This is a genomic window from Sphingopyxis sp. 550B, from assembly GCF_057401805.1.
In genome coordinates, this window is sequence record NZ_CM171610.1 from 3973384 (window position 1) to 3999912 (window position 26529).

A 26529-nucleotide genomic window follows, 5' to 3' on the forward strand; every position below is an offset into this window, starting at 1 on the left:
TTACGACGATGCTCTAGGACTGGCCTTCGCATATCCAACGGCGCGACCCCGACCATCGCGCCCCAGAGAGGATGAGACGTTGAGCCAGTCGCCCCAGCAAAAGCTGCCGACGCGCGGTATTGCCGAACTGCTCGATTCGCTGGTCGCGAACGAGGGAACGGGCGCGCATCCGCATGTCCGGTCCGGCCGCCTCAGCCAGGGCGGCGACGCGATGCGCAACCTGGCCGATGCGGTCCATTTCCTGTGCCTGCTGCACGGGCGCCATCCCGGGGTGGTCGACAGCGCGGCGCGCAAGGCGGTCGATCCGGCCTCGCGCGCCTGGATGGAGGAGGCCGCGCAGGCCTTTGCCGACGAGCGCGCCTTCCTGTCGCGGATCGCCGCCGCCGCCGGCCCGGTGCCGAGCACGCCGGGGCAGGACCAGTGCGAGGCTGCGGTCGCGGCCCAGTGCAAGGCGCTCGACATGCTCGCCGAATCGGACCGCCACGGCTGCGCGGTCGGTGCCGCGATCGCGCTGGCGCTCGACTGGCGCACGATCCGCGTCCTCCTCGACATCAGCGCGCAGCGGCTCGACCTGTCGCCGCCAGGCTGCGCGCTACCCGACCTGCCGGGCACCGCCCGCCTCGCGGGCGCGATCGCCCAGACCCCGGCGATAGAGCGCGCGCTCACCTTCGGCGCCCAGCAACTGCTCGCGCAGCACAGCGGCCTGTGGGACCTGCTCGCCGCCCGCGCTGCCGCGCGCACGCATTCCTGAAACGGGATATCCGGACTCGTCATTGCGAGCGGCGAAGCCGCGCGGCAATCCAGAGCGGGCGTGGACCGCGCTAGGGTCAGGACCCAAAGCCATCCCCATGACGGCGCCACTGCAAAGGCTGGGGACGCTGGCAGCCGCGCACGACATCACCGCATGGCCGGGCGGCGACGTGCCTGCTTGCACCCCTCCCCCGCCCCCGCTATGCCCAACGCGAGTTGACGTTCACGTTAAGGGAAAGGCAGCGAGCCGATGCGTTTCGAAGGTACCAGCGCCTATATCGCGACCCAGGATCTGAAGATCGCGGTCAACGCCGCGACAATGCTGCGCCGTCCGCTGCTCGTGAAGGGCGAGCCGGGCACCGGCAAGACCGTGCTCGCGGAAGAGATCGCCAAGGCCTTCGACGCCCCGCTGATCGCCTGGAACGTCAAGTCGACGACGAAGGCGCAGCAGGGCCTCTACGAATATGACGCGGTCGCGCGCCTGCGCGACGGCCAGCTCGGCGAAGAGCGCGTCCACGACATCCGCAACTATATCCGCAAGGGCAAATTGTGGGAGGCTTTCACCTCCCCGAAACTGCCCGTGCTGCTGATCGACGAGATCGACAAGGCCGACATCGAATTCCCGAACGACCTGCTTCAGGAACTCGATCGCATGGCCTTCCACGTCTACGAGACCGACGAGACGATCACCGCCCGGGAACGCCCGATCGTCGTCATCACCTCGAACAACGAGAAGGAACTGCCCGACGCCTTCCTGCGCCGCTGCTTCTTCCACTACATCAAATTCCCCGACCGCGACACGATGGCGGAGATCGTCGAGGTCCACTTTCCCGGCATCCAGAAGACGCTGGTCAGCCGCGCGATGGACATCTTCTACGACGTGCGCGACGTGCCGGGCCTCAAGAAAAAGCCGTCGACGAGCGAACTCATCGACTGGCTCAAGCTGCTGCTGGCCGAGGACATGCCGCTGGAGGTCCTGCAGAACCGCGACGTCGGCAAGGCGATCCCACCGCTGCACGGTGCGCTGCTCAAGAACGAGCAGGACGTGATGCTGTTCGAAAAGCTCGCCTTCATGGCACGCCGCCAGGGTAGCTGAACCTCATCCCGGCGAAAGCCGGGATCGCTCGCTCTCCGGAGCCGCGCCTGTGGGGACCCCGGCTTTCGCCGGGTTGACGAAATCTACAGCTGATACGCGACCTCGACGTCGCCCCAGCGGCGCCCGCCGATCACCACCGGCATATAGACGTTGCGCACGGTCACATAATTGGTGCCGTCGCCCTCCTGCCGATAGACCGCCATGAAGAAGGGCGCGTCGCTGCGCTTCGCCGCGGCGTCGATCGCGTCGAGCAGGATGCGCCCGTTGCGGCAATGCGCGGTGTCATGTTCGAGGTCGCCGGTCGGCGCGCGCGAACAGTCGCTGATGTGTGTCGGCAGAAATCCGTTCATGTCACCCGCCGACGACATCTTCACCTCGGGATGCTCGGCGACGATGCGGTCGAACAGCGGCCGCCAGTTGGCGTCGGCCCAGTCGCTCAGCGTCGTGCGAAAGCGTTCGGGATTGGAATGCGGCACCCGCACATAGTCGGCGTCGAAAAGCTGCTCCATCGTCAGCGTCCCGGTCGCCAGCCCGCGTTCGGCGATGGCGACGAACTCGTCGCGCACCCGCGCCGCCAGTTCGACCACCGCGGAATCGCGGGGGGACACGCCGGCCGATATCACCGCGTTGAACATGCGGTTCGACACCTGCTCCATCGTCAGGATCGAATCGCGCGTCGCGCCCAGCGTCGCGCCATTCTCGCGCACCGACGCGACGACGCCGTCGAGCGCCTCGCGCACCTTGGCGCCGTTGGCATGCACCATCGCGCTCGACTGCGCGATACGGTCGCTCTGATCGTCGAGCAGCGCGACGAGATGCGTCGCGTCGTGCAGCGCGTCGGTGATCGTCTCGAACTGCGCCTCGGCGCGGCTCGACTGTTCGACCCCCGACTGGATTTCGGCGACGAGGCCGCCCGCCTCGGCCGCGAGGCTGCCGATCGAGCGGCGGATCTCGTCGGTCGCGCCGCGCGTGTTCTGCGCCAGCTTCTTCACCTCGGCGGCGACGACCGCGAAGGTGCGCCCGGCATCGCCCGCGCGCTCGGCCTCGATCGCCGCGTTGAGCGCGAGCATGTTGGTGGTCTTGGCGATCGATTCGATCGACTGGCTGACCTGCTGGACCTGTTCCATCACCGCCGCGAAATTGGTGACATGCGTGCCGAGCCGCGCGACGAGGTCGATCACGGCGCGAAACTCGGTCACCGCCGAATTGACCCGTTCGGCCCCGGCATCGAGCTGTTCGCACGCCCGCGCCGACAGCAGCTTCGCCTCGTCGGTCGAATCGGCGATCTGGCGCTGATCGGCCTCGAGGCTGACGACATATTGTTCGAGCCGGCCCAGTTCGGCGATCTGGCGATCCATCTGGTCGGTGGTACGCTTGATGCGCCCGGCCGCTTCGCTGCATCCGACGGCCAGCTCGCCGCAATCGCTCGCGACCGACTGGTCGAGGATCGGCCGGGCCGGATTGATCGGATCGAATTTCATTGCGCACTCACGTCCCTGAATGATCGCACGACCATGCCGGACATTGGTTAACGCGGCGTCAATGGATCGGAAGCGGAACGACCGCGAACATCGGGTTCGGACATCCGCTGCCTCCTTGAAGCCACAAGAGTCGATTTCGCACCCGACATGCGGGGCTATTGTGGCTTCAAGCGACCGGCCATCGACGCACCGCCGCGCATCGCGCGTGAAGTTGCGCGATTTTCCGCCGCTTTCCTCCCGCTCCCGCCCTTGCTTTCCGTAAACGTAAAGTGATTGCGCCCGCCGCCCCGACAGGATAATCCTGCCTCATGTTTTTCGGCTTTCTCGACGAGCTTCGCGCCGCGGGCATTCCCGCCAGCCTGAAAGAGCATCTGTTGCTGCTGGAGGCGCTCGACCGCGAGGTGATCGACCGCACCCCCGAGCAATTCTATTATCTCTCGCGCGCCATCTACGTGAAGGACGAGGGGCTGCTCGACCGCTTCGACCAGGTGTTCAACAAGGTCTTCAAGGGCCTGCTCACCGACTACGGCCAGACCCCCGTCGACGTTCCCGAGGACTGGCTGAAAGCGGTCGCCGAGAAATATCTGACGCCCGAGGAGATGGAGGCGATCAAGTCGCTCGGCTCGTGGGACGAGATCATGGAGACGCTGAAGAAGCGGCTCGAGGAACAGCAGAAGCGCCACCAGGGCGGCAACAAGTGGATCGGCACCGGCGGCACATCGCCCTATGGCAATTCGGGCTACAACCCGGAAGGTGTGCGGATCGGCGGCGAGAGCAAGCACAAGCGCGCGCTGAAGGTCTGGGAAAAGCGCGAGTTCCAGAATCTCGACAACACCAAGGAACTCGGCACCCGCAACATCAAGATCGCGCTTCGCCGCCTGCGCAAATTCGCGCGCGAGGGCGCGGCGGACGAACTCGACATTCCGGGCACGATCGACGGCACCGCGCGGCAGGGCTGGCTCGACATCAAGATGCGGCCGGAACGGCGCAACGCGGTCAAGCTGCTGCTGTTCCTCGACATCGGCGGGTCGATGGACCCGTTCATCAAGCTGTGCGAGGAATTGTTCAGCGCGGCGACGAGCGAATTCAAGAATCTCGAATTCTTCTATTTCCACAACTGCCCCTATGAGGGCGTGTGGAAGGACAACAAGCGCCGCTGGTCCGAACGCACCCAGATGTGGGACATCCTCCACAAATACGGCCATGACTACAAGCTGGTGTTCGTCGGCGACGCGTCGATGAGCGCCTATGAAATCAGCCATCCGGGCGGCAGCGTCGAACATTTCAACGAGGAAGCGGGCGCGGTGTGGCTGCAGCGGATGACGAACGTCTATCCCGCCGCGGTATGGCTGAACCCGGTGCCCGAGGCGCACTGGGGCTACACCCAGTCGATCAAGATGATCAAACAGCTGATGAACGACCGCATGTATCCGCTGACGCTGGCCGGCCTCGACGATGCGATGCGCGAGTTGACACGCAAGCATTGACGGAGCGCCCGAGCGGTTTCGCCGTGACGCGGCCGGGCCGATCCCCTAATCCCGTTCGTGTTGAGCGAAGTCGAGACACCCCGCGGGCGCGCGCTGCCGATGGGCATCTCGACTTCGCTCGATGCGAACGGATTCCCTGAGTCCCTGTCCCGGACGCCTCCATGCTCGACCTCCCCCTCATCGTCATCCTCCTCCTCACCGGCTTCATCAACCTGATCGGCGCGCTCGCCTATGCGGCGCGGATCGCGGGGGTGCGGACGGGGCGGATCGCCATGTCCTTCGCGCTGTTCAACATCCTCCTGCTCTTCTCGCGAACCTCGAACAGCTTTCTCGGCCCCTTCCTCGCCAAGCGGATCGAGACGCGCATCCACGACGGCACCGGCGCGCCGCTCTTCCTCGACATGCAGTTCGTCCTCGCCGCGGCGAGCATCGCGACGCTGGTCGGCATCCTGCTCGTCCCCACCGGCCAGCGCCTGTTCGCCGCGGCGATCGGCTGGTATCAGGACAACCGCTCGACGACAAAGCTCGCGCTCAAGGCCGCCAGTCCCGCCGGGCTGCGCACGCTCCGCCGGTCGTTTCGCCTTCCGGGCCTTGTGCATCTCAAGGGCTGGCACATGCCGCAGGGGATCGGCTGGGGCGTACTGATCGCCAATTGCCTCGCGCAGTCGCTGCTCGCCGTCGGCGTCGTCGCCTCGCTCTATGCCGGCTATCTCGCCCCCGAATTTCGCGTCACGGCCTCGCAACTGTCGGCGCTGATCAACGGTTTCGCGACGATCCTGCTCTTCGCCTTCATCGACCCGCAGCTTTCGGTGATGACCGACGACGCCGTCGAGGGCAGCGTCGGAGAGGCCGACTTCCGCCGCGCCATCGCGCTCATCTCGCTCAGCCGGCTGGCAGGAACGGTGCTGGCACAGGCGCTGTTGCTGCCCGCCGCGCTGCTGATCGCGCTCGTCGCCGTCCATGTCTGAACCGCGCCGCGCGCACAGCCGTTTCCACCGGGTCCGCCTCCGCCTCGAGGCGATGGCGGTCGTGCCAGGGCCGCGCGGCTGGTTCCTCGAATTTCTCGTCTTCGGTTTCAAGCAGGGCTGGGCCTGCCTGTTCGGCGGCCTGATGCTGGCGCTGCTGCTCGGCACGCATCTGTTCTGGCCCGAAGGCGCGCCGGTCCACCGCTATGACGCGATCACCGTCGGTGCGGTGCTGATCCAGCTCTCGATGTTCGCCTTCCGGCTCGAAACGCCGCGCGAGGCCGTGGTCATCCTGCTCTTCCACATCGTCGGCACGGTAATGGAATTGTTCAAGACCGCCGCCGGTTCGTGGCAATATCCCGAAGCGAGCCTGCTCCATATCGGCGCGGTGCCGCTCTTCTCGGGCTTCATGTATGCGGCGGTCGGCAGCTATATCGCGCGCGTCTGGCGCATCTTCGATTTCCGCTACACGCGCTATCCGCCCGCAGGGGCGACATGGGCGCTCGCCGCGGCGATCTACGCCAATTTCTTCGCGCACCATTGGCTGCCCGACATCCGTTGGCTGCTGTTCGCGGCGACCGGACTGCTCTTCTGGCGCTGTCAGGTGTGGTTCCGCCCGCTGCACGTCCATCGCCGCATGCCGCTGCTCGTCGGCTGGGGCCTCGTCGCGCTCTTCATCTGGTTCGCCGAGAATATCGGCACCTTCGCGCGCGCCTGGACCTATCCCAGCCAGAAGGACGGCTGGCACATGGTCGGGGTCGAAAAGCTGGGGAGCTGGTACCTGCTGATGATCATCAGCTTCGTGCTGGTGAGTCTGGTGCAGCGGCCGAAGAAGCCCGATGCCATCATCCTGACCCGTTCACCCTGAGCTTGTTCAGCCGAACGGCCTATCGATCGAAGGCGGCGGTTCGCTGAACCATTCCGGTCCACCCTCGGTCATGTGGAAGCAATCTTCCAGCCGGATGCCGAACTCGCCGGGGATGTAGATGCCCGGCTCGTTCGAGAAGCACATGCCGGCGGCGAGCGGTGTCGTCTCGCCGCGCACCAGATTGACCGGCTCGTGCCCGTCGAGCCCGATGCCGTGCCCGGTGCGGTGCGAGGTGCCGGGCAGCTTGTAGCCGGGTCCATAGCCCAGGCTTTCGTAATAGGCGCGCACCGCATCGTCGACCGCGCCCGCCGGCGCGCCGATCCGCGCGGCGGCAAAAGCGACGTCCTGCCCCTTGCGCATCTGGTCCCACACCTGCCGCTGGTGCGGGCTCGCCTTGCCGAAAACGAAGCTGCGCGAAATGTCGGACTGATAGCCGTGAACGGTCGCGCCGCAGTCCATCAGCACCACCTCGCCCGGCCGCACCGCCTGCGGCTTGCCGCTGCCGTGCGGATAGGCGCTCGCCTCGCCGAGCAGGATCAGGTTGAACTCGCCGCGTCCGCCCAGCGCTTTCGTCGCCGCGCCCATGATCGCGTCGATGTCGGCGGGCGTCATCCCCGCCTCGATGCGCGGCGCGGTGTGGCGATAGGCGGCGATGGTGATGTCGGACGCGAGTCGCATCAGCGCGATCTCGGCCGCCGACTTGATCATGCGGCAGCCCCGCACGACGGGCGCGCCGTTGACCACCGTAACGTCCGGCATCGCTTTCTGAAGCCCGTCGACCGCGAAGAAGCGCACCGTTTCCTCGACGCCGACCCGCCCCTTCGCCAGACCGCGCTTGCCGAGCCAGTTCGCCACCGCGGCGAGCGGATTCTCGTCCTCGTTCCACGTCAGCACCTCGGCCGCGACGCCTAGGCTCTCGCGCACCGACGGCTCCTCGAAGAAGGGGGTGACGATCGCCACCTCGCCTTCGCGCGTCAGCACGGCGGCGGTCAGCCGCTCGCTGCGCCACCATTCGACGCCGGTGAAATAGATGAGGCTCGATCCCGGCTCGATCAGCAGCGCATCCATGTCGTGCGCCCGCAGCAGTCCGGCCGCCTTGGCGATTCGCGCCTTGCGCTCTTCGGCGCCGATCGGCACCGCCTTCGCCGCCAGATCGGGAAGGCCCGCCGTGTCGGCGGCGATGACAGGGGCGGGCAAGGTCGCCGCCAGCCCGCCGAGCGCCGCGGTGCCCAGAAATTGCCGTCGCTGCATCGTCATTCCCCCTCGCCTTTCAGTAAAGAAGCAGGCCCGCGATCTCCTCGCGCCACGCCGTCTCGTCGGGCAGCGTCAGCGCGTCGAGGTCGCCCGGCGCCGCGCCTGCATCATCGACCCATTCGCGCAGCAACGGCGACCCGTTGATCACGTCGATCGCCAGCACGTCGTCGGTATATTCATATCGGAAATCCTTGCCGCGCCAGATCGGATAGTCCGGCCACAGCGAACGGATCGCCTTGAACGCCAGCGCCTGCACGCGCCACGGGCGGAAGGCCGCAGGATCGTACCACGGCCCATCGGCATGGATATGCACGCCGCCGCACAGGGCGCCGACATGCTTGTGAAAGGTCGGCTGGAACCAGATATCGCGCAGCTTGCACCCGCCCAGCCATTGCGGCGCCAGCCGCCGCATCTCGGCGATCAGCGCCCGCGCGTCGATGTCGGGGGCGCCGAACAGTTCGAGCGGCCGCGTCGTCCCGCGCCCCTCGCTCAGCGTCGCGCCCTCGACCATCACCGTGCCCGCATAGGCGCGCGCCATATTGACGTTGGGCGCATTGGGGCTGGGGTTGATCCAGACGCGCTCCGCGGGCCAGCCGAAGCCTGGGCCCTCGGGTTCCCAGCCCTCCATCCCGATCACGCGATAATCGACGTCGAGCCCGAAGTGGCGGATGAACCAATGCCCCATCTCGCCCATCGTCAGCCCGTGCCGCATCGCCATCGGGCCGGCGCCGACGAAGCTTTCCCAACCGCTGCGCAGCAGCGTGCCCTCGACCGGGCGGCCCGCCGGGTTCGGTCGGTCGAGCACCCAGACGGCCTTGCCGTGCGCGGCCGCGGCCTCCAGCACATAGAGCAGCGTCGTGATGAAGGTGTAGATCCGGCAGCCGAGGTCCTGCAGGTCGACCAGCAGCACGTCGAAGGTCTGCATCGACTGGCCGGTCGGTCGTCGCACCTCGCCATAGAGGCTGAAGCAGGGCACGCCATGGACCGGATCGGTGAAGTCGGGCGACTCCATCATATTGTCCTGCAGGTCGCCGCGCACGCCGTGCTGCGGCCCGAACACCGCGCTGATGGTCACCCCCGCCGCGACCAGCGCGTCGAGGCTGTGGACGAGGTCGGCCGTCGCCGAGGCAGGATGGGCGAGCAGCGCGACGCGCCGCCCTTCGAGCGGCCTGCGCAGTTGGGGGTCGGCGAGCAGGCGGTCGATGCCGAACTGGATGGTCATGGCCGTTCGGGTGCCCCAAGCGTCAGGCGAAAGCAATCGGGATGATGGAAGTCGGGTTTCCCCGGCGGATGCGCGAGCGCCCAATAGCTTCGGGTGCCGTCCAGTTCCTCGACGACGGCGGACAGGCCCAGCCGGCTGCCGCGCTCGGGATAGATGCCGGGTTCGACGCGCAGCGCATAGAGCGCATGCCCCCGCTCGCTCGTCATGTCCCAGGGGGCCAGGTCGTCGGATTTGAACAGCGAGCGATAGTCGTCGAACTGATAGCAGGCCCAGCGACCGTCGGGGGCATAGTTGAACTCGGTATAGTCGGGCTGCCCTTCCTCGCTCAGAAAGGCCTCGAAACAGCTGCTCTGCCAAAGGCCGTCGGTCGCGGTATCGGCGATGACGAGTTGTCCGTCGCCCTGCGGCAGCGCCAGCGCGTCGACATCGCCTTCGATCCCGAAGCGCAGCGCGAAGCCTTCGTCGAAAGACAGCGACACCTCCACCCACACGGCGCGCGCGGCGCGCGCCGGCGTGTCGGGATGACAGATCAGGTCCTTCCGGATGCTATCCAAACCGCAAACCCCATGCTAAGCGCGCCCGCGCTATGACCACCTACAAATCCGACCTGCTGCGCCTGCTCGACGAGCGAGGCTATATCCACCAGATGACCGACGCGGAAGGGCTCGACGCCCTCGCGGCGAAGCAGGTCGTCCCGGCCTATATCGGTTTCGACGCGACCGCGCCCTCGCTCCATGTCGGCAGCCTCGTCCAGATCATGATGCTGCGCCGTCTGCAACAGACGGGGCACAAGCCGATCGTGCTGATGGGCGGCGGAACGACGCGGATCGGCGACCCGACCGGGCGCGACGAGAGCCGCAAGATGCTGTCCGACGCGACGATCGAGGCGAATATCGCCTCGATCTTCAGCATCTTCCAGCAATATCTGACCTTTGGCGACGGTCCGACCGACGCGGTGATGGTCAACAACGCCGACTGGCTCGGCAAGCTCGGTTATATCGAGTTGCTGCAAGAGGTCGGCACCCATTTCACGATCAACCGCATGCTGACCTTCGATTCGGTGAAGCTGCGGCTCGAACGCGAACAGCCGATGACCTTCCTCGAATTCAACTACATGATCCTGCAGGGCTATGATTTCCGCTATCTGTCGCGCGAGATGGGCGTGCGGCTCCAGATGGGCGGGTCCGACCAGTGGGGCAACATCGTCAACGGCATGGAACTGGGCCGCCGTATGGACGGCACTGAATTGTTCGGGCTGACGACGCCGCTGCTGACCACCGCGGCGGGCGCGAAGATGGGCAAGACTGCCGCCGGCGCGGTGTGGCTCAATCCCGCGCAATTGTCCCATTTCGACTATTGGCAATATTGGCGCAACTGCGACGACCGCGACGTCGGCCGCTTCCTGCGCCTGTTCACCGACCTGCCGCTGGACGAGATCGCGCGACTCGAAGCACTCGAAGGCGCCGACATCAACGAGGCGAAGAAGATATTGGCGAACGAGGCGACCGCGCTGTGCCGCGGCGCCGACGCGGCAAGGACCGCGGCCGAGACCGCCGCGCAGACCTTTGAAAAAGGGCATATCGGCGGCGATCTGCCGCGCGTCGCGGCCCCGGCGGAGGGAATCGGCATCCTCAATGCGCTGCGCGATCTGGGCTTTACCGCATCGAACAAGGAAGCGCGCCGCAAGCTGGAGGAAGGCGCTGTGAAGGTCGACGGCGCGGTGATCCGCGACCCCCATCACCTGATCGTGCCGGGCGATGCGGAGGTTCCGGTGAGCCTCGGCAGCAAGAAGCACGGGCTGGTGACCCGCTGAACGGGGTTGCCGGGAACGAAGCAACAGCGTTTACCGTTTCTTCAGCAATCGGACCGATTCTATTCGGTCAGACCAGCAAGGCTTTTTGGTATGCGCAAGATCGACACGAACAAGGCCCATTATGTCGGGCTCGACCAGCGGATCGCGCCGCGCAGCGACGTCTATTGCCGCCTGCCCTTCGTGCTGCCCGACGGGCGGCAGGAAATGTGCACCTGCGTCAACATCAGCGCCGACGGCCTGCTGATGCGCTATGAGCGCGGGCTCGAGCCCGGCGACCTCGTCGTGTTCCGCATGCCGATCATCGGTCGCACCGCCGCCAAGGTCATCTGGTCGCTGGGCGGCAAGACCGGCGTCCAGTTCGAAAAGTCGATCGTGGCGGAGGATTATCTGCCGATGCTGCGCGCCATGGGTGCCCGCGGCGACGTCAACTAAGGTCGACACGCGCGACGTTACGCCGCCATCCGCAATATCTCCAGCACATCGTCCTGCGATTCGATCGGCCGCGGGTTCGACCGCAGCCAAAGGTCATGCATCGCATAGCGGGCGACGGCGCCGAACTGGTCCTCGCCGACGCCCACCTCCGCCAGCGTGCGCGGCATGCCGAGCCCGCGGACGAAGGCGTCGAGCGCCGCCGAAGCCGTGGCATGGCCGCCGCCCAGGCATTGCAGGATGCGGCGCTGCCTGCTCGCGTCATCCTGGGCGTTCCAGGCCAACACGACAGGCGACAGGATGCACGAGGTATAGCCGTGCGGCACCCCGCAGGTCCCGCCGAGGACATGACCGATCGCATGGCTCGCCCCCATCGGGACACCGGCGAGCACCGGCATCATCGCCTGCCACGCGCCGATCTGGCACTTCAGCCGCCCTTCGAGATCGCGCGCGTCGGCCTTGGCCCGGCGCAGCCCCTCGACGAGCAGCCGCAGCGCGCTGTCGGCGAGCCCGTCGGCATAATCGTTCGACTGGAAGGAGGCGAGCGTCTCGACACAATGGTCGACCGCGCGCACCCCAGTCGAAAGCCAGACCCACTCGGGCGTGTGGACGGTCAGCGCCGGGTCGAGGACGATCGCGACCGGGACCATCGCCGGATGGCCATAGCCCTGCTTGTGCCGCGTCGCCTCGTCGGTGGCGCCCGAACGCGGGTTGAATTCGCCGCCCGACAGCGTCGTCGGCACGCAGATGACGCGAACGTCGGGCCCTTCGGTGAGCGGATTCACCGCGCGGCCCTGGTCGTCGACGCGCGTGCGCAGCGGCTCGAAATCCTCGACACGCCGCACCCCATGCCTGAGCGCCAGCGCGACGATCTTGGTCGCGTCGGTCACCGATCCGCCGCCGACCGACACGATCAGGTCGGCCCGTGCTGCGCGCGCCGCTTCGACCGCGCGCAGCACGTCCGAGCGCGGTGCGTGCGGTGCGATGCCGTCGAAGGTCGCCGCATGCCGGTCGCCGAGCGCGCTCTCGATCCGCGCCACGGCGTCGGTCTGTTTGCGAAGCGAGGTCGAGGCGATCAGCAGCACCCGCCGCGCGCCCATCGCCTCCGCCTGCTCGCGGAGCGCTTCTCCCGCCGGTCGCCCGAAAACGATGCGCTTCGTTTCGGTGAAGGTCACTTCGCCCGACGACAGTTGCACTGCAGTTCCTCCATCTTCGCTCATCAGATGGTTAGGATACAAAGTATTTCCGCTCCAGCCAATGGGCGGGGAGTCGATCAGCCGCTGCGCAGGAGCGGCACCGCCGCGTCGCGCTCGAACAGATAGAGGCACAGGCGCACCGCCTCGCCGCGCGGGCCGTCCATGCCGCCGTCGCGTTCGACGAACAGGCGCGCATCGTCGTGCGCGACGGGGAGCAGGCGCACCAGTTGCTCGGGTGTCGCAAGGCGATAGTCGGCGTCGCCCGACTGCTTGAGCCCGAGCAGTTCGCCCCCGCCGCGCAGTTCCAGATCGCGCTCGGCGATCACGAAGCCGTCGTTCGTCTCGCGCATCAACGCGAGCCGCTCACGCGCCGTCTCCGACAGATTCTGCGAACGCAGCAGCAGGCAGACCGATTTCGCCGTCCCGCGCCCGACGCGCCCGCGAAGCTGATGGAGCTGTGCGAGGCCGAAGCGGTCGGCGTGCTCGACGATCATCAGGCTCGCCGCGGGGACGTTGACGCCGACCTCGATCACCGTCGTCGCAACGAGGACGCCGATCTCGCCCGCTTCGAAGCGCGCCATCACCGCATCCTTGTCGGGCCCCTTCATCCGTCCGTGGACGAGGCCGACCGCGGCGGCGCCGAAGCGTTCGCGCAGCAGCGCCGCGCGATCCTCTGCCGCCGCGAGTTCGCTCGCCTCGCTCTCCGCAACCAACGGGCAGACCCAATAGGCCTGCGCCCCGCTCGCCAGATGGCGCCCGAGCCCGTCGATCACCTCGTCCAGCCGGTCGACCGAGACAACGCGCGTGTCGACGGGCGTGCGCCCCGGGGGCATCTCGTCGAGCCGCGACACGTCCATCTCGCCATGATTGGCGAGCAGCAGCGTGCGCGGGATCGGCGTCGCAGTCATCACCAGCAGGTGCGGCGGCCGCGCGCCCTTGTCGGTCAGCATCAGCCGCTGTGCGACGCCGAAGCGATGCTGTTCGTCGACGACGACCAGCGCCAGATCCTTGTATGCGACATGCTGCTGAAAAATGGCGTGCGTGCCGACAAGGATATCGATGCTGCCGTCCGCCAGCCCCATCAGCGTCGATTCGCGCACCTTGCCCTTGTCGCGCCCGGTCAGGATCGCGAGGTTGACCGGCAGGCCCGCGAGCATCTGTTGCAAGGTCGCATGATGCTGGCGAGCCAATATCTCGGTCGGCGCGAGCAACGCCGCCTGCGTCCCCGCCTCGACTGCCGTCAGCATCGCGCGCAGCGCCACCAGCGTCTTGCCCGACCCGACGTCGCCCTGCAGCATCCGCAGCATCGGCACGTCCTGCGCCATGTCGCCCGCAATCTCGCGCCCGACTCGCTCCTGCGCGCCGGTCAGACCGAAGGGCAGCTTCAGCGCCCCGGTCAGCCGCCCGTCGCCGGCAATCGACCGGCCCTTGCGGTTGCGCAGCCCCTGCCGGATCAGCATCAGCGCGACCTGGCTCGCGAAAATCTCGTCATAGGCCAGCCGGTCGCGCGCCGCATCGTCGCGCGGGCCGGCATGCGCGCGCGCCAGCGCCTCACGCCATGCCGGCCAGCCCCGGCCGGCCAGCAGCGGTGCGTCGATCCATTCGGCGAGGTCGGGCCGCCGGTCGATCGCGACCTCGGCAAGCTGCGACAGCCGCGCGTTGGTCAGCCCCTCGGTGAGCGGATAGACGGGCTCATGCTCCGCGATGGCGGTTTCGTCCCCCAGCTCGGCGACATGATCAGGGTGCACGATCTGGCGCATGTCGCCATAGAGGTCGAGCCGGCCCGACACGCGGCGCTTTTCCCCCAGCGGGAACAGCTTGCGCGCGAGGCCGGAGGTGCGCCCGAAATAGACGAGCCGCACATGATCGCCCGCGCCATCGACGGCCTCGACACCGAAGGGCGCGCGCGGGGAGCGGCCGGAGCGATAGTCCTGCGCGGTCAGATCGACGATGATCGTCTGCCCCGCCTGTGCCTGATCGAGCCGTTCGACCGGAATACGCGAGATGAGGCCGGTCGGCAGGTGGAACAGCACATCGACGACGCGCTCCAGCCCGAGCCGCGCCAGCGGCTTGGCAAGCTGCGGCCCGACGCCCTTGAGGTCGGTCAGCGCGGCAAAGAGCGGGTTGAGGATTTCGGGTCGCATGGCTAGAGCGTGTCTAGCCTCGTCTTTCCGTTCGTGTCGAGCGAAGGAAAGCCGGCCCCTCTTCCGTTTGTGCTGAGCTTGTCGAAGCACCGTCCTTATTTTTCGGCGGCGCAAAGAAAGAACAGCCCCTCGACAAGCTCAGGGCGAACGGTGAGCGGATACGATGCCCGTTTCCGCTTCATCGCTCGCGCGATTAAAAGGCCCGCCATGCAAGACCGCCTGAAACGCCTGAGATTCCGCGCCTGGCACCGCGGCACGCGCGAGGCCGACTATATGATCGGCGGCTTCTTCGACCGCTATTCGCCCGGCTGGGCCGAGGCGGAGGTCGAATGGTTCGAGGCCGTCGTCGAAGAGGACGACGTCGATATCATGGCGTGGGCGCTGGGGACCGGGCATCCGCCCGCGCACCTCGACCGTCCCGAATGGATCGCCGCGATGCGCCGGCTGGATTATATCCCGCTGCCATGACCCGGACCGCCGCCGACATCTTCGCCGCCATCGGGTCGGCGTCGGCGCCCCTGACGCTGGCGCGCGCCGCCGACGGATTCCTGCCGCTGCTGCTCGCCGATCTGGCGCGGGCGAGCGACAAGAGGCTGCTGTATGTCGCGACCGACGATGCGGCGATGCAGGCGATCGCCGACGCCGCACCCTTCTTCGCGCCCGACCTGGTCGTCCACCGCTTTCCGGCGTGGGACTGCCTGCCTTATGACCGCGCCGGGCCGTCGATGCGGGTCAGCGCCGACCGGCTGGCGACGCTGTCGGCGTTGCAGGCGCCCCCTAGGCGCGGCGAGCTGATCCTGACCACCGTCGCCGCGATCACCCAGCGCACGCTGACCCCGTTTCGCATCCGCCAGCTCGCGACGACACTCGCGGCCGGACAGCGGATCGATCGCGACGCGCTCGCCGAATTGCTGGTCGCCAGCGGCTTCAACCGCGTCGATACCGTCACCGACCAGGGCGAGTTCGCGGTGCGCGGCGGCATCGTCGACCTGTTCCCCGCGGGCGAGGACGCCGGATTGCGCGTCGATTTCTTCGGCGATGAGATCGAGAGCATCCGTCGCTTCGACCCCGCCGACCAGCGCAGCCTGGGCCCCGCCAAGGCGCTGCAACTGCTCCCGGCCGCTGAAACCCTGCTCGATGAGGCGACGATCAAGCGCTTCCGCACCCGCTATCGCGAGATGTTCGGGGCGCAGGCGACCGGCGACCCGCTCTATCAGGCGGTGAGCGAGGGGCGGCGGCAGGCGGGAATGGACCATTGGCTGCCGCTGTTCGAGGAGCGGCTGGCGACCTTGTTCGACCATATCGACCCGGCGACCCCGGTGCTGCGCGGCCACCGCACCGACGCGACCGCCGAGACGCGCTTCGACGCGATCCGCGACTATCATGCCAACCGCGTCGCCGCCGAGCAGGAGCAGGCGGGCAGCTATCGCCCGCTCGCGCCCGAAGCGCTCTACCTGACCGAGGCCGAGTGGAGCGAGGCGGAGACGGCGCGCCCTATCCATGTCGTCACCCCGTTCGACGTTCCCGAGGCGCCGACGGTTCTCGACCTCGAAAGCTTCGCGGCGCGCGATTTCACGCCCGAGCGCACCGCCGACCTCAATGTCTACGACAAGGTGGCCGACCATCTGTCCGACGAACGGCGCAGAGGGCGGCGGACGATTATCGCCAGCTATTCGGCAGGCGCGCGGGATCGGCTGGCGGGGCTGCTCAAAGAGCATGGCGTCAGCGGGCTGGCGCAGGTCGATACGTGGCAGGAAGCGCTGGGTTCAACGTCCGTTCGTGTCGAGCGAAGTCGAGACACCCCGCGGGATAGCGCCACGCCGAGGGGCGTCTCGACTTCGCCCGACGCGAACGGGTTGGGAGCGAATAATCCGGGGACAGACACCGTCGCCCTGATCGTCCTCCCCCTCGACCACGGCTTCGCGACCGACGCGATCAGCCTGCTGACCGAACAGGACATCCTCGGCGAACGGCTGGTCCGGCGGCAGAAGCGGCGCAAGAGCGCCGACGCCTTCCTCGCCGAACTGGCGACGCTCAGTGTCGGCGATCTCGTCGTCCACCTCGACCATGGTATCGGCCGCTACGAGGGGCTGACCTCGATCCCGGTCGGCGACAGCCCGCACGACTGCGTCGCACTCACTTACGCCGGCGGCGACAAGCTTTACGTGCCGGTCGAGAATCTCGACGTGCTGTCGCGCTACGGCGGCGAGAGCGAGGGGGTCGCGCTCGACAGGCTGGGCGGCGAGGCGTGGCAGCGGCGCAAGGCGCGGATGAAGGAGCGCATCCGCGAGATCGCGGGCGAACTGCTTGCCACCGCGGCGCAGCGCGCGCTGCGCGCCGGCGAAATGCTGGCGCAGGATGCCGCCTATCCCGCCTTCGCCGACCGCTTCCCCTATCAGGAAACCGACGACCAGGACCGCGCGATCGGCGACGTGCTCGCCGACATGGCATCGGGGCGGCCGATGGACCGGCTGGTGTGCGGCGACGTCGGCTTCGGCAAGACCGAAGTGGCGCTGCGCGCCGCCTTCGTCGCGGCGATGGCGGGGGTGCAGGTCGCGGTCGTCTGTCCCACCACGCTGCTCGCGCGGCAGCACTACAGCAATTTCGTCGAGCGCTTCAAAGGCTTCCCGATCAACATCGGGCGGCTGTCGCGGCTGGTTCCGGCGGCCGAGGCTGCGAAGACGCGCGACGGGCTGGCGAGCGGGCAGATCGACATCGTGGTCGGCACGCACGCGGTCTTTGCGAAAGCGGTCGAGTTCCAGCGCCTCGGCCTCGTCGTCGTCGACGAGGAACAGCGCTTCGGCGTCGTCCACAAGGAGCGGCTGAAGCAGTTGAAGACCGACGTCCATGTGCTGACGCTGACCGCGACGCCGATCCCGCGCACGCTGCAGATGGCGATGTCGGGGCTGCGCGAACTGAGCGTCATCCAGACGCCGCCGGTCGATCGTCTCGCCGTGCGGACCTATGTCGCGCCGTGGGACCCGGTGGTGATCCGCGAGGCGCTGCTGCGCGAGCACGACCGCGGCGGGCAGAGCTTCTTCGTCACCCCGCGCATCAAGGACCTTCCCGACATCGAGGAATTCCTGCGCACGCGGGTGCCCGAGGTCAAATATGTCGTCGCGCACGGCCAGATGGCGCCCGGAGAGGTCGAGGAGCGGATGAGCGCCTTCTATGACCGCAAATATGACGTGCTCGTCTCGACCACCATCGTCGAGAGCGGGCTCGACATTCCGAGCGCCAACACGCTAGTCGTCCACCGCGCCGACCGCTTCGGCCTCGCGCAGCTCTATCAGCTTCGCGGGCGGGTCGGGCGGTCGAAGACGCGCGCCTATGCCTATCTGACGACGCCCGAGCATGGCGCGATCACCGACACCGCCGAAAAGCGGCTCAAGCTGCTCGGTGACCTCGACACGCTGGGCGCGGGCTTTCAGCTCGCGAGCCACGATCTCGACATCCGCGGCGCGGGCAATCTGGTCGGCGATGAGCAGTCGGGACATATCCGCGAGGTCGGCTTCGAACTTTATCAGTCGATGCTGGAGGAGGCGATCCTCGTCGCCAAGGCGGAGGGCGCCGGCGTCGCGCCGCCGCGCGAGGCGCTGTCGCCAGTCATCACCATCGACGCGCCGATTCTGATTCCCGAGGATTATGTCCCCGACCTGCCGCTGCGCATGGCGCTCTACCGCCGCCTCAACGAAGCCGGGGACCGCGCGGCACTCGACGCGTTCGCGGCCGAGATGATCGACCGCTTCGGCCCGCTGCCGCCCGAAACGGCGAACCTGATCCAGCTGATGGAGATCAAGGCGAACGCCAGGGCGGCGGGCATCGCCAAGCTCGACGTCGGCACCAAGGGCGCGCTGGTCGCCTTCCACGGCGACGAGTTCGCGAATGTGCCGGGCCTGATCGCCTATGTCGAACGGCTGAAGGGCCGCGCGCGCATCCGCCCCGACAACCGCCTGTCGGTCAGCGGCGAATGGGGCAGCGCCGGCGCCCGGCTCAACGGCGCGCTGCAATTGTCGAAAGGTTTGGGAAAGCTGGCGAAGCAGGCGACGTAAAAACCGTCGTCATTGCGAGCGGCGAAGATAGAGTGGCGTATCTGATCTGACCACCGTCCCGTTCGTGGAAACGGGTGGATGTGGATTTAGGGCTCGATGCCCTATTCCATCAACGCCAGCAGTTCGTCGCCCGGGACCGGCCCCGATTTCAGGAAGCCCTGCCACGTCGCCACGCCGATCTCCTTCAGCCGCGCGAGCTGGCTCTCGCTCTCGATCCCCTCGGCAACCACCAACAGGCCGAGCGCGCGGGCAAGGTCGACGATCGCGCGCACGACGATGCGGTCGCGGTCACTGCCGTCGATGGTGCGCGTGAAGCCGGCGTCGATCTTCAGATAGTCGATCGGCAGCCGCGCGAGCAGCGACAGGCTGGAATAGCCGGTGCCGAAATCGTCGATCGCGATCGCGCAGCCGAGCGAGCGGATCTGCGCGAGCTGTGCCGCCGCGCTCGTCGGATCGCTAAGCATCGCCTGTTCGGTGAGTTCGAGCGTCAGCCGGTCGGGATCGACGCGCGCCGCCTTGATCATCGCCGCCAGCCGGTCGGCAAACGCCGGGTCGCCGAGGTCGGCGGCGGTGATGTTGAGCGAGACGCGCAGCTTGCCGAGCGGCTTCGGCCAGCGCGCGACCTCGGCCAGCGCGACGCGGTGCGCATGTTCGGTCAACTCGCACTCGAGCCGCGCCGCGCGCGCCGCGGTGATGAGCGGCCCGGCGCCGAGCAGGCCGAGGTCGGGATGCCGCCAGCGCAGCAGCGCTTCGACCCCGACCATCGCGCCGCTCGCGACGTCATATTGCGGCTGATAGAAGATCGCCACCTCGCCGCGCGACAGCGCGGCCTTGACCATCGCGCCGTCGCGCGCCGACGCCGGCCGCGCGAGCTGCTCGGCCGCCATGCGTAGCTGATCGTCGATCGGCTCGTCGCGCGTGATCAGCGCCGCGGCGATGCGGATCGCCAGCCGCCCGTTGGGGTCGCCGACCATCGGCTCGGCGAGCGCGACGTGAAGGGCCCGTTCCTGCGCATGCAGCGCGCCGAGCGACAGCGGCACCGCCGGTACGATCAGGAAGCGCGGCCCTTCGAGCCGCGCGACCAGCGAGCCATGGCCGAATTCATCGCTGGCGAAGGTGTCGAGCCGCCGCGCCACCTCTTCGAGCAGGGCGTCGCCCGTTTCGGTGCCCGCGCTGTGATTGATTCGCGCCAGCTGGTCGAGCTGGATCAGGATCACGCCCAGGTCGGCGCCGTGCCGCGCATGCAGGTCTTCAAGATGCCGAACGCTTGCCGCGTTCGTGTCGTTCAATCGATTCATGCCGGCCCCCTAGCAGGCTTTGCTTGCCAATCTCTTCCCATTTGCACCACAATAATCACGATGACCGCAAATTCCGCCCCATCTGCCGCGTCGCTGGCCGACGGCCATGGCCGCCGGATCAGCTATCTGCGCCTGTCGGTGACCGACCGCTGCGATCTGCGCTGCCGTTATTGCATGGCGGAGACGATGACCTTCCTTCCGCGCTCGGCGGTGCTGACGATCGAGGAAATGGGCGATCTCGCGGAACGATTCGTCGCGCGCGGCATCCGCCGCATCCGCCTGACCGGCGGCGAACCGCTGGTGCGGCGCGGCATCGACATGCTCGCTGGGCGGCTCGGCGCACTGGTCGGCGACGGCCTCGACGAACTGACCCTCACCACCAACGGCATGCGGCTCGCCGAACATGCGGCGATGCTCGCGGCGGCGGGCGTGCGCCGCGTCAACGTCAGCCTCGACACGCTCGATGCGGCGGCCTTTCGCCATATCACCCGCGTCGGCGACCTCGCCGTCGCGCTGCGCGGCATCGCGGCGGCGCGCGCGGCGGGACTGTCGGTCAAGATCAACATGGTCGCGCTCGCCGGGCTCAACGAGGACCAGCTCCTCCCGATGCTCGATTTCTGCGCCGCGAACGGCTGCGACCTGACGCTGATCGAAACGATGCCGCTCGGCGAGGTCGAGGCGGACCGCAGCGCCCATTTCATTCCGCTCCACCGCTTCGTCGCGCCGCTGCGCGCCGAGCGCGCGATCTGGCCGGTCGACAAACGCACTGGCGGCCCGGCGCGCTATTTCGCGGTCGAGGACAGCCCGGTGACGCTCGGCCTGATCACGCCGCTGAGCGACAATTTCTGTGCGACCTGCAACCGCATCCGCCTGACCGTCGAAGGGCGCATCTACATGTGCCTGGGACGCGACGACCATGTCGACCTGCGCGCGGCGCTGCGCGACGGCGGGGACGTCGATGGGTTGATCGACACGGCATTGGCTGGCAAACCGCGCGCGCACGATTTTCGTATCGAACGGAAATCGGCGCCGGCGGTCGCGCGTCACATGAGTGCAACGGGCGGCTGACGCGGCGCCCTTCTGGGGGTAGTTATGCAACGCAAGATCGCGCTCGTCGCGTCGAATGCGCCCGCGGGACAGGAGGCCGAGGCCGAACTGCGTCCGCTCTACGACTTCGTCGATCTCGCCGAGGCCGACCTGCTGATCGCGCTCGGCGGCGACGGCTTCCTGCTCCACATGCTGCACCAGCTTCTCGACCAGCGGCGTAGCCTGCCCGTCTTCGGAATGAACCGCGGGACGATCGGCTTCCTGATGAACGAGTTCCGCGTCGAAGGCCTGCTCGAACGCATCGCCGCCGCGCGCCCCTTCCTGATCCACCCCCTGTCGGGCGACATCACGACGATCAGCGGCGAACGGCATATCCTGCCCGCGATTAACGAAATTTCGCTGCTGCGCGAAACGCGCCAGGCGGCGAAGCTGGAGGTAGTGATCAACGAGCGCACGATGCTGGAGGAACTGGCGTGCGACGGCGTCCTCGTCGCGACCCCCGCGGGTTCAACCGCCTATAATCTGTCCGCCAACGGACCGATCCTGCCGCTCGAATCGGAAATGCTCGCGCTGACCCCGATCAGCCCCTTCCGCCCGCGGCGTTGGCGCGGCGCATTATTGCCCGAATCGGCAAGCATCCGCTTCAATGTCCGCGAAGCAGCCAAACGCCCGGTCAGCGCCGTCGCCGACCAGCGCGAGATCCGCGACGTGAAGACCGTCCTCGTCACCACCGACCGCAGCCGGCCGCTGACGCTGCTGTTCGATCCCGATCAGGGGCTCGACGAGCGGATCGCGATGGAACAATTCATCGTTTGAGGCACGCTGGCTCCAGCGCAGGGCCAGCGGTACAAAATATACCGAATCCCCCTTGCAAAATGGCGCGGGCAACGGCAAAGGGGCCGCCTTGCCCGCCTTGGCGGGCTGCTCCTCGGTAGCTCAGCGGTAGAGCAATCGACTGTTAATCGATTGGTCGCAGGTTCGAATCCTGCCCGGGGAGCCATCTTCTTTCCACGATGGCAGCGACAGGCTTCGGGGCATTTCAGCCGTCCGAAATGGTCTCATCCTCAATCGCCGCGGTAATCATCCGATCCCATATGGCGGCGTCGCCGGCGGCGACCATGCGCCCGCTCGGTTCGCGAAGCGTGCGGAGCACCGCAAGCGCGGCATCGGTGTATTCGGGCCAGCTTTCGTCGACCGCCGCTCCGGCCGACGACATGTCCCCTTCGGCATTGCGGCTGAGCGCATGGCCCGCGAGCACGCGCGCGATCCGTTCGACAGGGGCGGTTTCGGCTGCATCGAGCAACGCGTCGCGGCGGTCGGTCATGATGTCATCTCCTGTCGCGGATCATCCTGTCGCGCACCAGCTTTGCTGGCGAGCCTGTTCCAGACGAACGCACGGCAAAGACGGCAGTTGCCGCGTCCGGGTTTGCCGATCCTTCGCACGCCGACGAAGCGATACGGGCCGGAAACCGGATGTCGGCCTGAATCGATGAAATCGCGATTCTCAAACGCATCGTCATATGAAAAAATCCGGACGAATCCGGCGATCGGACATTAGAAAAGAAAGCGAATTCCGAGCGTCGATCCTGCGGGGATTTTCCGCGAAACTTGACTTTTTCTCCCCATCTACCCATATTGTTCGCGCTAACGTCGCCTGCGACGGAAAATTTACGCCCCAGGCGCTGAACTTCCCTTCTCACGCTACCAGCTCCGCCGGTGCTTTTGCCGGTGGGTATCTTGTTTTCGTGAAAGGAAAACACCCATGCCGATCGGCACCGTCAAATTCTTCAACACCGACAAGGGTTACGGCTTCATTTCGAATGAAGACGGCTCGGGCGACAGCTTCGTCCATATCACCGCCGTCGAGCGCGCCGGAATGGCGACCCTGAACAAGGACCAGCGCCTTTCCTACGAACTGGAAACCGGCCGCAACGGCAAGGTATCGGCCATCAACCTTCAGCAGGCCTGATCCTTGGCGAAAGAAGAGCTTCTGACCTTCGAAGGCGTGATCGACGAAATCCTGCCCGACGGCCGTTTCGGCGTCGTGCTCGAAAATGATCACCGCCTTATCGCCTATACCGCTGGCCGGATGCGACGCTTTCGCATCCGGTCGGTGGTCGGCGACTCGGTCCGCGTCGAAATGACGCCCTACGACCTGACCAAGGGCCGCATCGTCTATCGCGAGCGCGGCCCCGGCGGTCCCGGCGGCGGCGCGCGCAAGCGCCGCTGACTTACAGAATAAACAAGAGTAAAGAATGATTTATAACAATATTTTCCCGCGCCTCGCGGGTCTGTCCCTCGCCGGCAAGGCGATCGCACCGCGTCCGGCCCCGCGCCGTTCGCCGACGCTGTCGCGCCGCGAGTTGCGGCGACTGATCGCCGACATGGTTGATTGACACACGAACAAGGGAGCAGATGATGTCCGCAACGATCGATTTCTACCTGACACAGGCCGAGAAATGCGATGTCGATGCGGCCGGCACCAAGCTGGTGCAGGTTCGCGACCGCAGCCTGCGCGCAGCCGCCGCCTGGCGCGCGATGGCGGACAAGCTGATCCGCGCCGAAACGGCGCGTGTGGAAAAGGAACGGCAGATCGAAGCCGCGCGCAACGCCGCCAAGGTCGACTGAGCGCGAACCGCCGTTCCGTTTACAGGAACCGATCGTCCCCCAGGGTCAGACCGGATTCAGGCCCATGCAGACATATTTGATCTCGAGATAATCGTCGATCCCATAGCGTGACCCCTCGCGCCCGACGCCCGATTCCTTGATCCCGCCGAACGGCGCGACCTCGGTGGAGATCAGACCGGTGTTGACCCCGACGATCCCATATTCGAGCGCCTCCGCAACGCGCCAGACGCGCGCGAGGTCGCGCGCATAGAAATAGGCGGCAAGGCCGAAGCGCGTGTCGTTTGCCTGCGCGACGACGTCAGCCTCGTCCTCGAAACGGAAAACCGGCGCCAGCGGGCCGAAGGTTTCCTCCTGCGCCACCGCCATCGCCGCCGTGACCTCGACAAGCAGCGTCGGTTCGAAAAAGGTGCCGCCGAGCGCCGAGCGCGCGCCGCCGCAGACGACCCGGGCTCCCTTTGCAGTCGCGTCGGCGATATGCCGTTCGACCTTTTCGACCGCCGCTTCCTCGATCAGCGGGCCGACCTCGATCCCCGGCACCGCGCCATCGCCGACCTTCAGCGCCCGCACCGCGTCGGCGAGGCGCGCGACGAATGCGTCATGGATGCCCGCCTGCACATAGAGACGGTTGGCGCAGACGCAGGTCTGCCCGGCGTTGCGGTATTTGGAGGCGATCGCGCCCTTCACCGCTTCGTCCACATCGGCGTCGTCGAAGACGATGAAAGGGGCGTTGCCGCCGAGTTCGAGACCAAGCTTCTTCACCGTGTCGGCTGACTGGCGATAAAGCAGCTTGCCGATCTCGGTCGAGCCGGTGAAGGAGAGCTTGCGGACCAGCGGGTTGCCGGTCATCTCTTCGCCGACACCGCGCGCATCGCTGGTCGGGACGATCGACAGCAGGCCGGTGGGCAGCCCGGCTTCCTCCGCCAGCACCGCGAGCGCGAGCGCCGACAGCGGCGTCTGCGCCGCCGGCTTGACGACGATGCCGCAGCCCGCGGCGAGCGCCGGACCGACCTTGCGGGTGATCATCGCGGCGGGGAAGTTCCACGGCGTGATCGCCGCGACGACGCCGACCGGTTGCTTGAGCACGAGGATGCGCTGGCCGTTCTGGGTCGCGGGGATAACATCGCCATAGACACGCTTCGCTTCCTCCGCGAACCATTCGATGAAGGAGGCCGCATAGGCGATCTCGCCCCGGCTTTCGGCGAGCGGCTTGCCCTGTTCGGCGGTCATCAGCCGCGCGAGATCCTCCTGATTCGCCATGATCAGATCGAACCAGCGGCGCAGGATCGCGGCGCGCGCCTTGGCCGGCATCGCCGCCCAGGCGGGCATCGCCGCCGCCGCCGCATCGATCGCGGTGCGCGTGTCGGCGGCGGTCGTATCGGCGACCTCGGCGATCAGCGCCCCGGTCGCGGGGTTGGTGACGGCCAGCCGGCGTTCGCCCGCCACCCAGCGGCCGCCGACGAAAGCCTCGGTCCGCAGCAGGTCGCCGCGCGTCAATGTCCATGCGTTGCTCATAATGCGCTCAAGGCCTCTTCCAATATCGCCATGCCCTCGTCGATCACCGCGTCGGACGCGGTGAGCGGCATCAGCAGGCGGATGGTTTCGCCATGGATACCGCAGCTCAGCAGTACAAGCCCCCGCTCCAGGGCGCGCGCCGTCACGCGCTTCGCCGCCGCGCCGTCGGGTTCGTCGCCGCCGCGCGCCGCGAGCAGGTCGAAGGCGACCATCGCGCCGGGGCCGCGGACATGGCCGATGGGCAGAAGGTCGTTGCGCGCCGCGAAGGCCGCCAGAGTCGTCCGCAACCGGTCGCCGATGGCGTTCGCCCGCGCGATCAGCCCTTCCTCCTCGATCACGTCGAGCACCGCGAGCGCCGCCGCGCAGGCGACGGGCGACCCCGCATAGGTGCCGCCGAGCCCGCCGGGCTGCGCCGCGTCCATGATGTCGGCGCGGCCGATCACGCCCGACAGTGGGAAGCCGCCGGCGAGCGACTTGGCGACGGTCATCAGGTCGGGCTCGACCCCACCATGCTCGATCCCGAACATCCGCCCGGTGCGCGCGAAGCCGGTCTGCACCTCGTCGGCGATCAGCAGGATGCCATGCTCGTCGCAGATACGGCGCAGCGCCTGAAGCAATTCGGGCGGTGCCATGTGGAAGCCGCCCTCGCCCTGCACCGGCTCGACGATGATCGCGGCGACGCGCGACGGCTCGATGTCGGCGGCGAACAGCAGCGACAGCGCGCGCAGGCTATCCTCGACGCCGACACCGTAGTGCGCGATCGGAAACGGCAGGTGGAACACCTCGCCCGGCAGCGGGCCGAAGCTGCGCTTGTAGGGCAGCACCTTGCCCGTCATCGCCATGGTGAGCAGCGTGCGGCCGTGGAAGCCCCCGCCGAAGGCGATCACGCCCGGCCGCCCGGTCGCGGCGCGCGCGATCTTCACCGCATTCTCGACCGCTTCGGCCCCGGTCGTGAACAGGATCGTCTTGGCGGGCCCCGCGATGGGCGCCAGGGCGTTCAGCCGCTCGCACAGCGCGACATAGGGTTCATAGGCGACGACCTGAAAGGCGGTGTGAGTATAAAGGTCGAGCTGGTCGCGCACCGCCGCGATCACGCGCGGATGGCAATGGCCGACGTTGAGCACCGCGATGCCGCCGGCAAAGTCGATGTAGCGCGCGCCGTCGGCATCCCACAGCTCGGCATTTTCGGCACGCTCCGCGAACAGCGGCGTCGCGGTGGCGACCCCCTGCGGGACGGCGGCGACACGGCGCGACAAAAGAAGGGCATTCTGGCTCATCGTTGGACCT

General features: G+C 67.4%; 26 protein-coding genes and 1 tRNA gene. 16 read left to right on the plus strand and 11 right to left on the minus strand.

Annotated features, from left to right (window positions below; translation table 11 throughout):
* Window positions 1–79 precede the first annotated feature (79 nt).
* Entirely contained in the window at window positions 80–751 is a 672-nt protein-coding gene (locus tag AC2S9W_RS18435; protein ID WP_424539960.1) for a DUF6975 family protein, read from the plus strand.
* A gap of 249 nt (window positions 752–1000) precedes the next feature.
* Window positions 1001–1846, plus strand: a complete 846-nt coding sequence (locus tag AC2S9W_RS18440) for an AAA family ATPase (RefSeq protein ID WP_486571402.1) — start codon at window positions 1001–1003, stop codon at window positions 1844–1846.
* 83 nt (window positions 1847–1929) lie between these two features.
* Here the strand turns inward: AC2S9W_RS18440 and AC2S9W_RS18445 are convergent, their stop codons facing one another.
* Window positions 1930–3327 (minus strand): methyl-accepting chemotaxis protein, encoded by a 1398-nt coding sequence (locus tag AC2S9W_RS18445; protein WP_076076347.1) that lies wholly within the window; start codon window positions 3325–3327, stop codon window positions 1930–1932.
* A gap of 308 nt (window positions 3328–3635) precedes the next feature.
* On the opposite strand from AC2S9W_RS18445, the gene AC2S9W_RS18450 reads away from it, so the two are divergent.
* The 3 genes from AC2S9W_RS18450 (at window position 3636) to AC2S9W_RS18460 (ending at window position 6647) form a co-directional block, all read left to right on the plus strand.
* Window positions 3636–4814, plus strand: a complete 1179-nt coding sequence (locus AC2S9W_RS18450) for a vWA domain-containing protein (protein WP_067105420.1) — start codon at window positions 3636–3638, stop codon at window positions 4812–4814.
* A gap of 161 nt (window positions 4815–4975) precedes the next feature.
* Window positions 4976–5782: a lipid II flippase Amj family protein gene (locus AC2S9W_RS18455; protein ID WP_076078043.1), complete on the plus strand. Its 807-nt coding sequence runs from the start codon at window positions 4976–4978 to the stop codon at window positions 5780–5782.
* Window positions 5775–6647 carry a DUF817 domain-containing protein gene (locus AC2S9W_RS18460; protein ID WP_104959790.1) on the plus strand — a complete coding sequence of 291 codons (873 nt, stop codon included), beginning with the start codon at window positions 5775–5777 and terminating at the stop codon, window positions 6645–6647. The genes AC2S9W_RS18455 and AC2S9W_RS18460 overlap by 8 nt, the downstream gene beginning before the upstream one ends.
* Window positions 6648–6653: 6 nt before the next feature.
* Here the strand turns inward: AC2S9W_RS18460 and AC2S9W_RS18465 are convergent, their stop codons facing one another.
* Genes AC2S9W_RS18465 through AC2S9W_RS18475 form a run of 3 tightly spaced genes read right to left on the minus strand, consistent with a single transcriptional unit; the run spans window position 6654 to window position 9677 of the window.
* Window positions 6654–7904, minus strand: coding sequence for a M24 family metallopeptidase (locus tag AC2S9W_RS18465; protein WP_199775005.1), 1251 nt, complete (start codon window positions 7902–7904; stop codon window positions 6654–6656).
* 13 nt (window positions 7905–7917) lie between these two features.
* Window positions 7918–9123 (minus strand): exo-beta-N-acetylmuramidase NamZ family protein, encoded by a 1206-nt coding sequence (locus tag AC2S9W_RS18470; RefSeq protein ID WP_076076352.1) that lies wholly within the window; start codon window positions 9121–9123, stop codon window positions 7918–7920.
* Window positions 9120–9677 (minus strand): DOMON-like domain-containing protein, encoded by a 558-nt coding sequence (locus AC2S9W_RS18475; protein WP_083675133.1) that lies wholly within the window; start codon window positions 9675–9677, stop codon window positions 9120–9122. Before AC2S9W_RS18475 ends, AC2S9W_RS18470 begins: the two co-directional genes overlap by 4 nt.
* 32 nt (window positions 9678–9709) lie before the next feature.
* On the opposite strand from AC2S9W_RS18475, the gene tyrS reads away from it, so the two are divergent.
* Together tyrS and AC2S9W_RS18485 are read left to right on the plus strand one after the other, a co-directional pair.
* Window positions 9710–10936: a tyrosine--tRNA ligase gene (tyrS, locus tag AC2S9W_RS18480; RefSeq protein WP_067105425.1), complete on the plus strand. Its 1227-nt coding sequence runs from the start codon at window positions 9710–9712 to the stop codon at window positions 10934–10936.
* 90 nt (window positions 10937–11026) lie between these two features.
* Window positions 11027–11368 (plus strand): PilZ domain-containing protein, encoded by a 342-nt coding sequence (locus AC2S9W_RS18485; protein ID WP_067185286.1) that lies wholly within the window; start codon window positions 11027–11029, stop codon window positions 11366–11368.
* A 17-nt stretch (window positions 11369–11385) separates the two neighbouring features.
* Here AC2S9W_RS18485 and AC2S9W_RS18490 read toward each other — a convergent pair whose 3' ends face one another.
* Both AC2S9W_RS18490 and recG read right to left on the minus strand, forming a co-directional pair.
* Window positions 11386–12561: an iron-containing alcohol dehydrogenase gene (locus AC2S9W_RS18490; protein ID WP_234002455.1), complete on the minus strand. Its 1176-nt coding sequence runs from the start codon at window positions 12559–12561 to the stop codon at window positions 11386–11388.
* A 77-nt stretch (window positions 12562–12638) separates the two neighbouring features.
* Complete coding sequence (recG, locus tag AC2S9W_RS18495; RefSeq protein ID WP_076076356.1) at window positions 12639–14705, minus strand: ATP-dependent DNA helicase RecG; 2067 nt, start codon at window positions 14703–14705, stop codon at window positions 12639–12641.
* Between the two features lie 207 nt (window positions 14706–14912).
* On the opposite strand from recG, the gene AC2S9W_RS18500 reads away from it, so the two are divergent.
* A complete protein-coding gene (locus AC2S9W_RS18500) occupies window positions 14913–15173 on the plus strand; it encodes a succinate dehydrogenase assembly factor 2 (RefSeq protein WP_076076359.1) in 261 nt (86 codons plus the stop codon).
* Complete coding sequence (mfd, locus tag AC2S9W_RS18505; protein WP_104959791.1) at window positions 15170–18757, plus strand: transcription-repair coupling factor; 3588 nt, start codon at window positions 15170–15172, stop codon at window positions 18755–18757. Before AC2S9W_RS18500 ends, mfd begins: the two co-directional genes overlap by 4 nt.
* A 101-nt stretch (window positions 18758–18858) precedes the next feature.
* Here the strand turns inward: mfd and AC2S9W_RS18510 are convergent, their stop codons facing one another.
* Window positions 18859–20055: a GGDEF domain-containing phosphodiesterase gene (locus tag AC2S9W_RS18510; protein ID WP_076076361.1), complete on the minus strand. Its 1197-nt coding sequence runs from the start codon at window positions 20053–20055 to the stop codon at window positions 18859–18861.
* A 60-nt stretch (window positions 20056–20115) separates the two neighbouring features.
* On the opposite strand from AC2S9W_RS18510, the gene moaA reads away from it, so the two are divergent.
* The 3 genes from moaA (at window position 20116) to AC2S9W_RS18525 (ending at window position 22102) form a co-directional block, all read left to right on the plus strand.
* Window positions 20116–21123, plus strand: a complete 1008-nt coding sequence (gene moaA / locus AC2S9W_RS18515; protein WP_076076364.1) for a GTP 3',8-cyclase MoaA — start codon at window positions 20116–20118, stop codon at window positions 21121–21123.
* Window positions 21124–21147: 24 nt separating this feature from the next.
* The gene (locus AC2S9W_RS18520; protein WP_076076367.1) at window positions 21148–21918 is read left to right on the plus strand and encodes an NAD kinase; all 771 of its coding nucleotides are present in this window, start codon (window positions 21148–21150) and stop codon (window positions 21916–21918) included.
* A gap of 109 nt (window positions 21919–22027) precedes the next feature.
* A tRNA-Asn gene (locus tag AC2S9W_RS18525) sits at window positions 22028–22102 on the plus strand.
* 39 nt (window positions 22103–22141) lie between these two features.
* Here the strand turns inward: AC2S9W_RS18525 and AC2S9W_RS18530 are convergent.
* Complete coding sequence (locus AC2S9W_RS18530; RefSeq protein WP_104959792.1) at window positions 22142–22426, minus strand: hypothetical protein; 285 nt, start codon at window positions 22424–22426, stop codon at window positions 22142–22144.
* Window positions 22427–22430: 4 nt separating this feature from the next.
* Complete coding sequence (locus tag AC2S9W_RS18535; protein ID WP_158682257.1) at window positions 22431–22862, minus strand: hypothetical protein; 432 nt, start codon at window positions 22860–22862, stop codon at window positions 22431–22433.
* 2 nt (window positions 22863–22864) lie between these two features.
* Here AC2S9W_RS18535 and AC2S9W_RS18540 point away from each other — a divergent pair, with 2 nt between their 5' ends.
* Genes AC2S9W_RS18540 through AC2S9W_RS18555 form a run of 4 tightly spaced genes read left to right on the plus strand, consistent with a single transcriptional unit; the run spans window position 22865 to window position 23730 of the window.
* On the plus strand, window positions 22865–23071 hold the full coding sequence (locus tag AC2S9W_RS18540; RefSeq protein WP_067105435.1) for a cold-shock protein: 207 nt from the start codon (window positions 22865–22867) through the stop codon (window positions 23069–23071).
* A 3-nt stretch (window positions 23072–23074) separates the two neighbouring features.
* Window positions 23075–23332, plus strand: a complete 258-nt coding sequence (gene infA / locus AC2S9W_RS18545) for a translation initiation factor IF-1 (RefSeq protein WP_067105436.1) — start codon at window positions 23075–23077, stop codon at window positions 23330–23332.
* A 25-nt stretch (window positions 23333–23357) separates the two neighbouring features.
* Window positions 23358–23498, plus strand: a complete 141-nt coding sequence (locus AC2S9W_RS18550) for a hypothetical protein (RefSeq protein WP_156482933.1) — start codon at window positions 23358–23360, stop codon at window positions 23496–23498.
* Between the two features lie 22 nt (window positions 23499–23520).
* Complete coding sequence (locus AC2S9W_RS18555) at window positions 23521–23730, plus strand: hypothetical protein (protein ID WP_076078051.1); 210 nt, start codon at window positions 23521–23523, stop codon at window positions 23728–23730.
* Between the two features lie 45 nt (window positions 23731–23775).
* On the opposite strand, the gene AC2S9W_RS18560 is transcribed toward AC2S9W_RS18555, so the two are convergent.
* Complete coding sequence (locus AC2S9W_RS18560; protein WP_076076377.1) at window positions 23776–25242, minus strand: NAD-dependent succinate-semialdehyde dehydrogenase; 1467 nt, start codon at window positions 25240–25242, stop codon at window positions 23776–23778.
* Window positions 25239–26519 (minus strand): 4-aminobutyrate--2-oxoglutarate transaminase, encoded by a 1281-nt coding sequence (gene gabT / locus AC2S9W_RS18565; RefSeq protein ID WP_104959793.1) that lies wholly within the window; start codon window positions 26517–26519, stop codon window positions 25239–25241. Before gabT ends, AC2S9W_RS18560 begins: the two co-directional genes overlap by 4 nt.
* Window positions 26520–26529 lie beyond the last annotated feature (10 nt).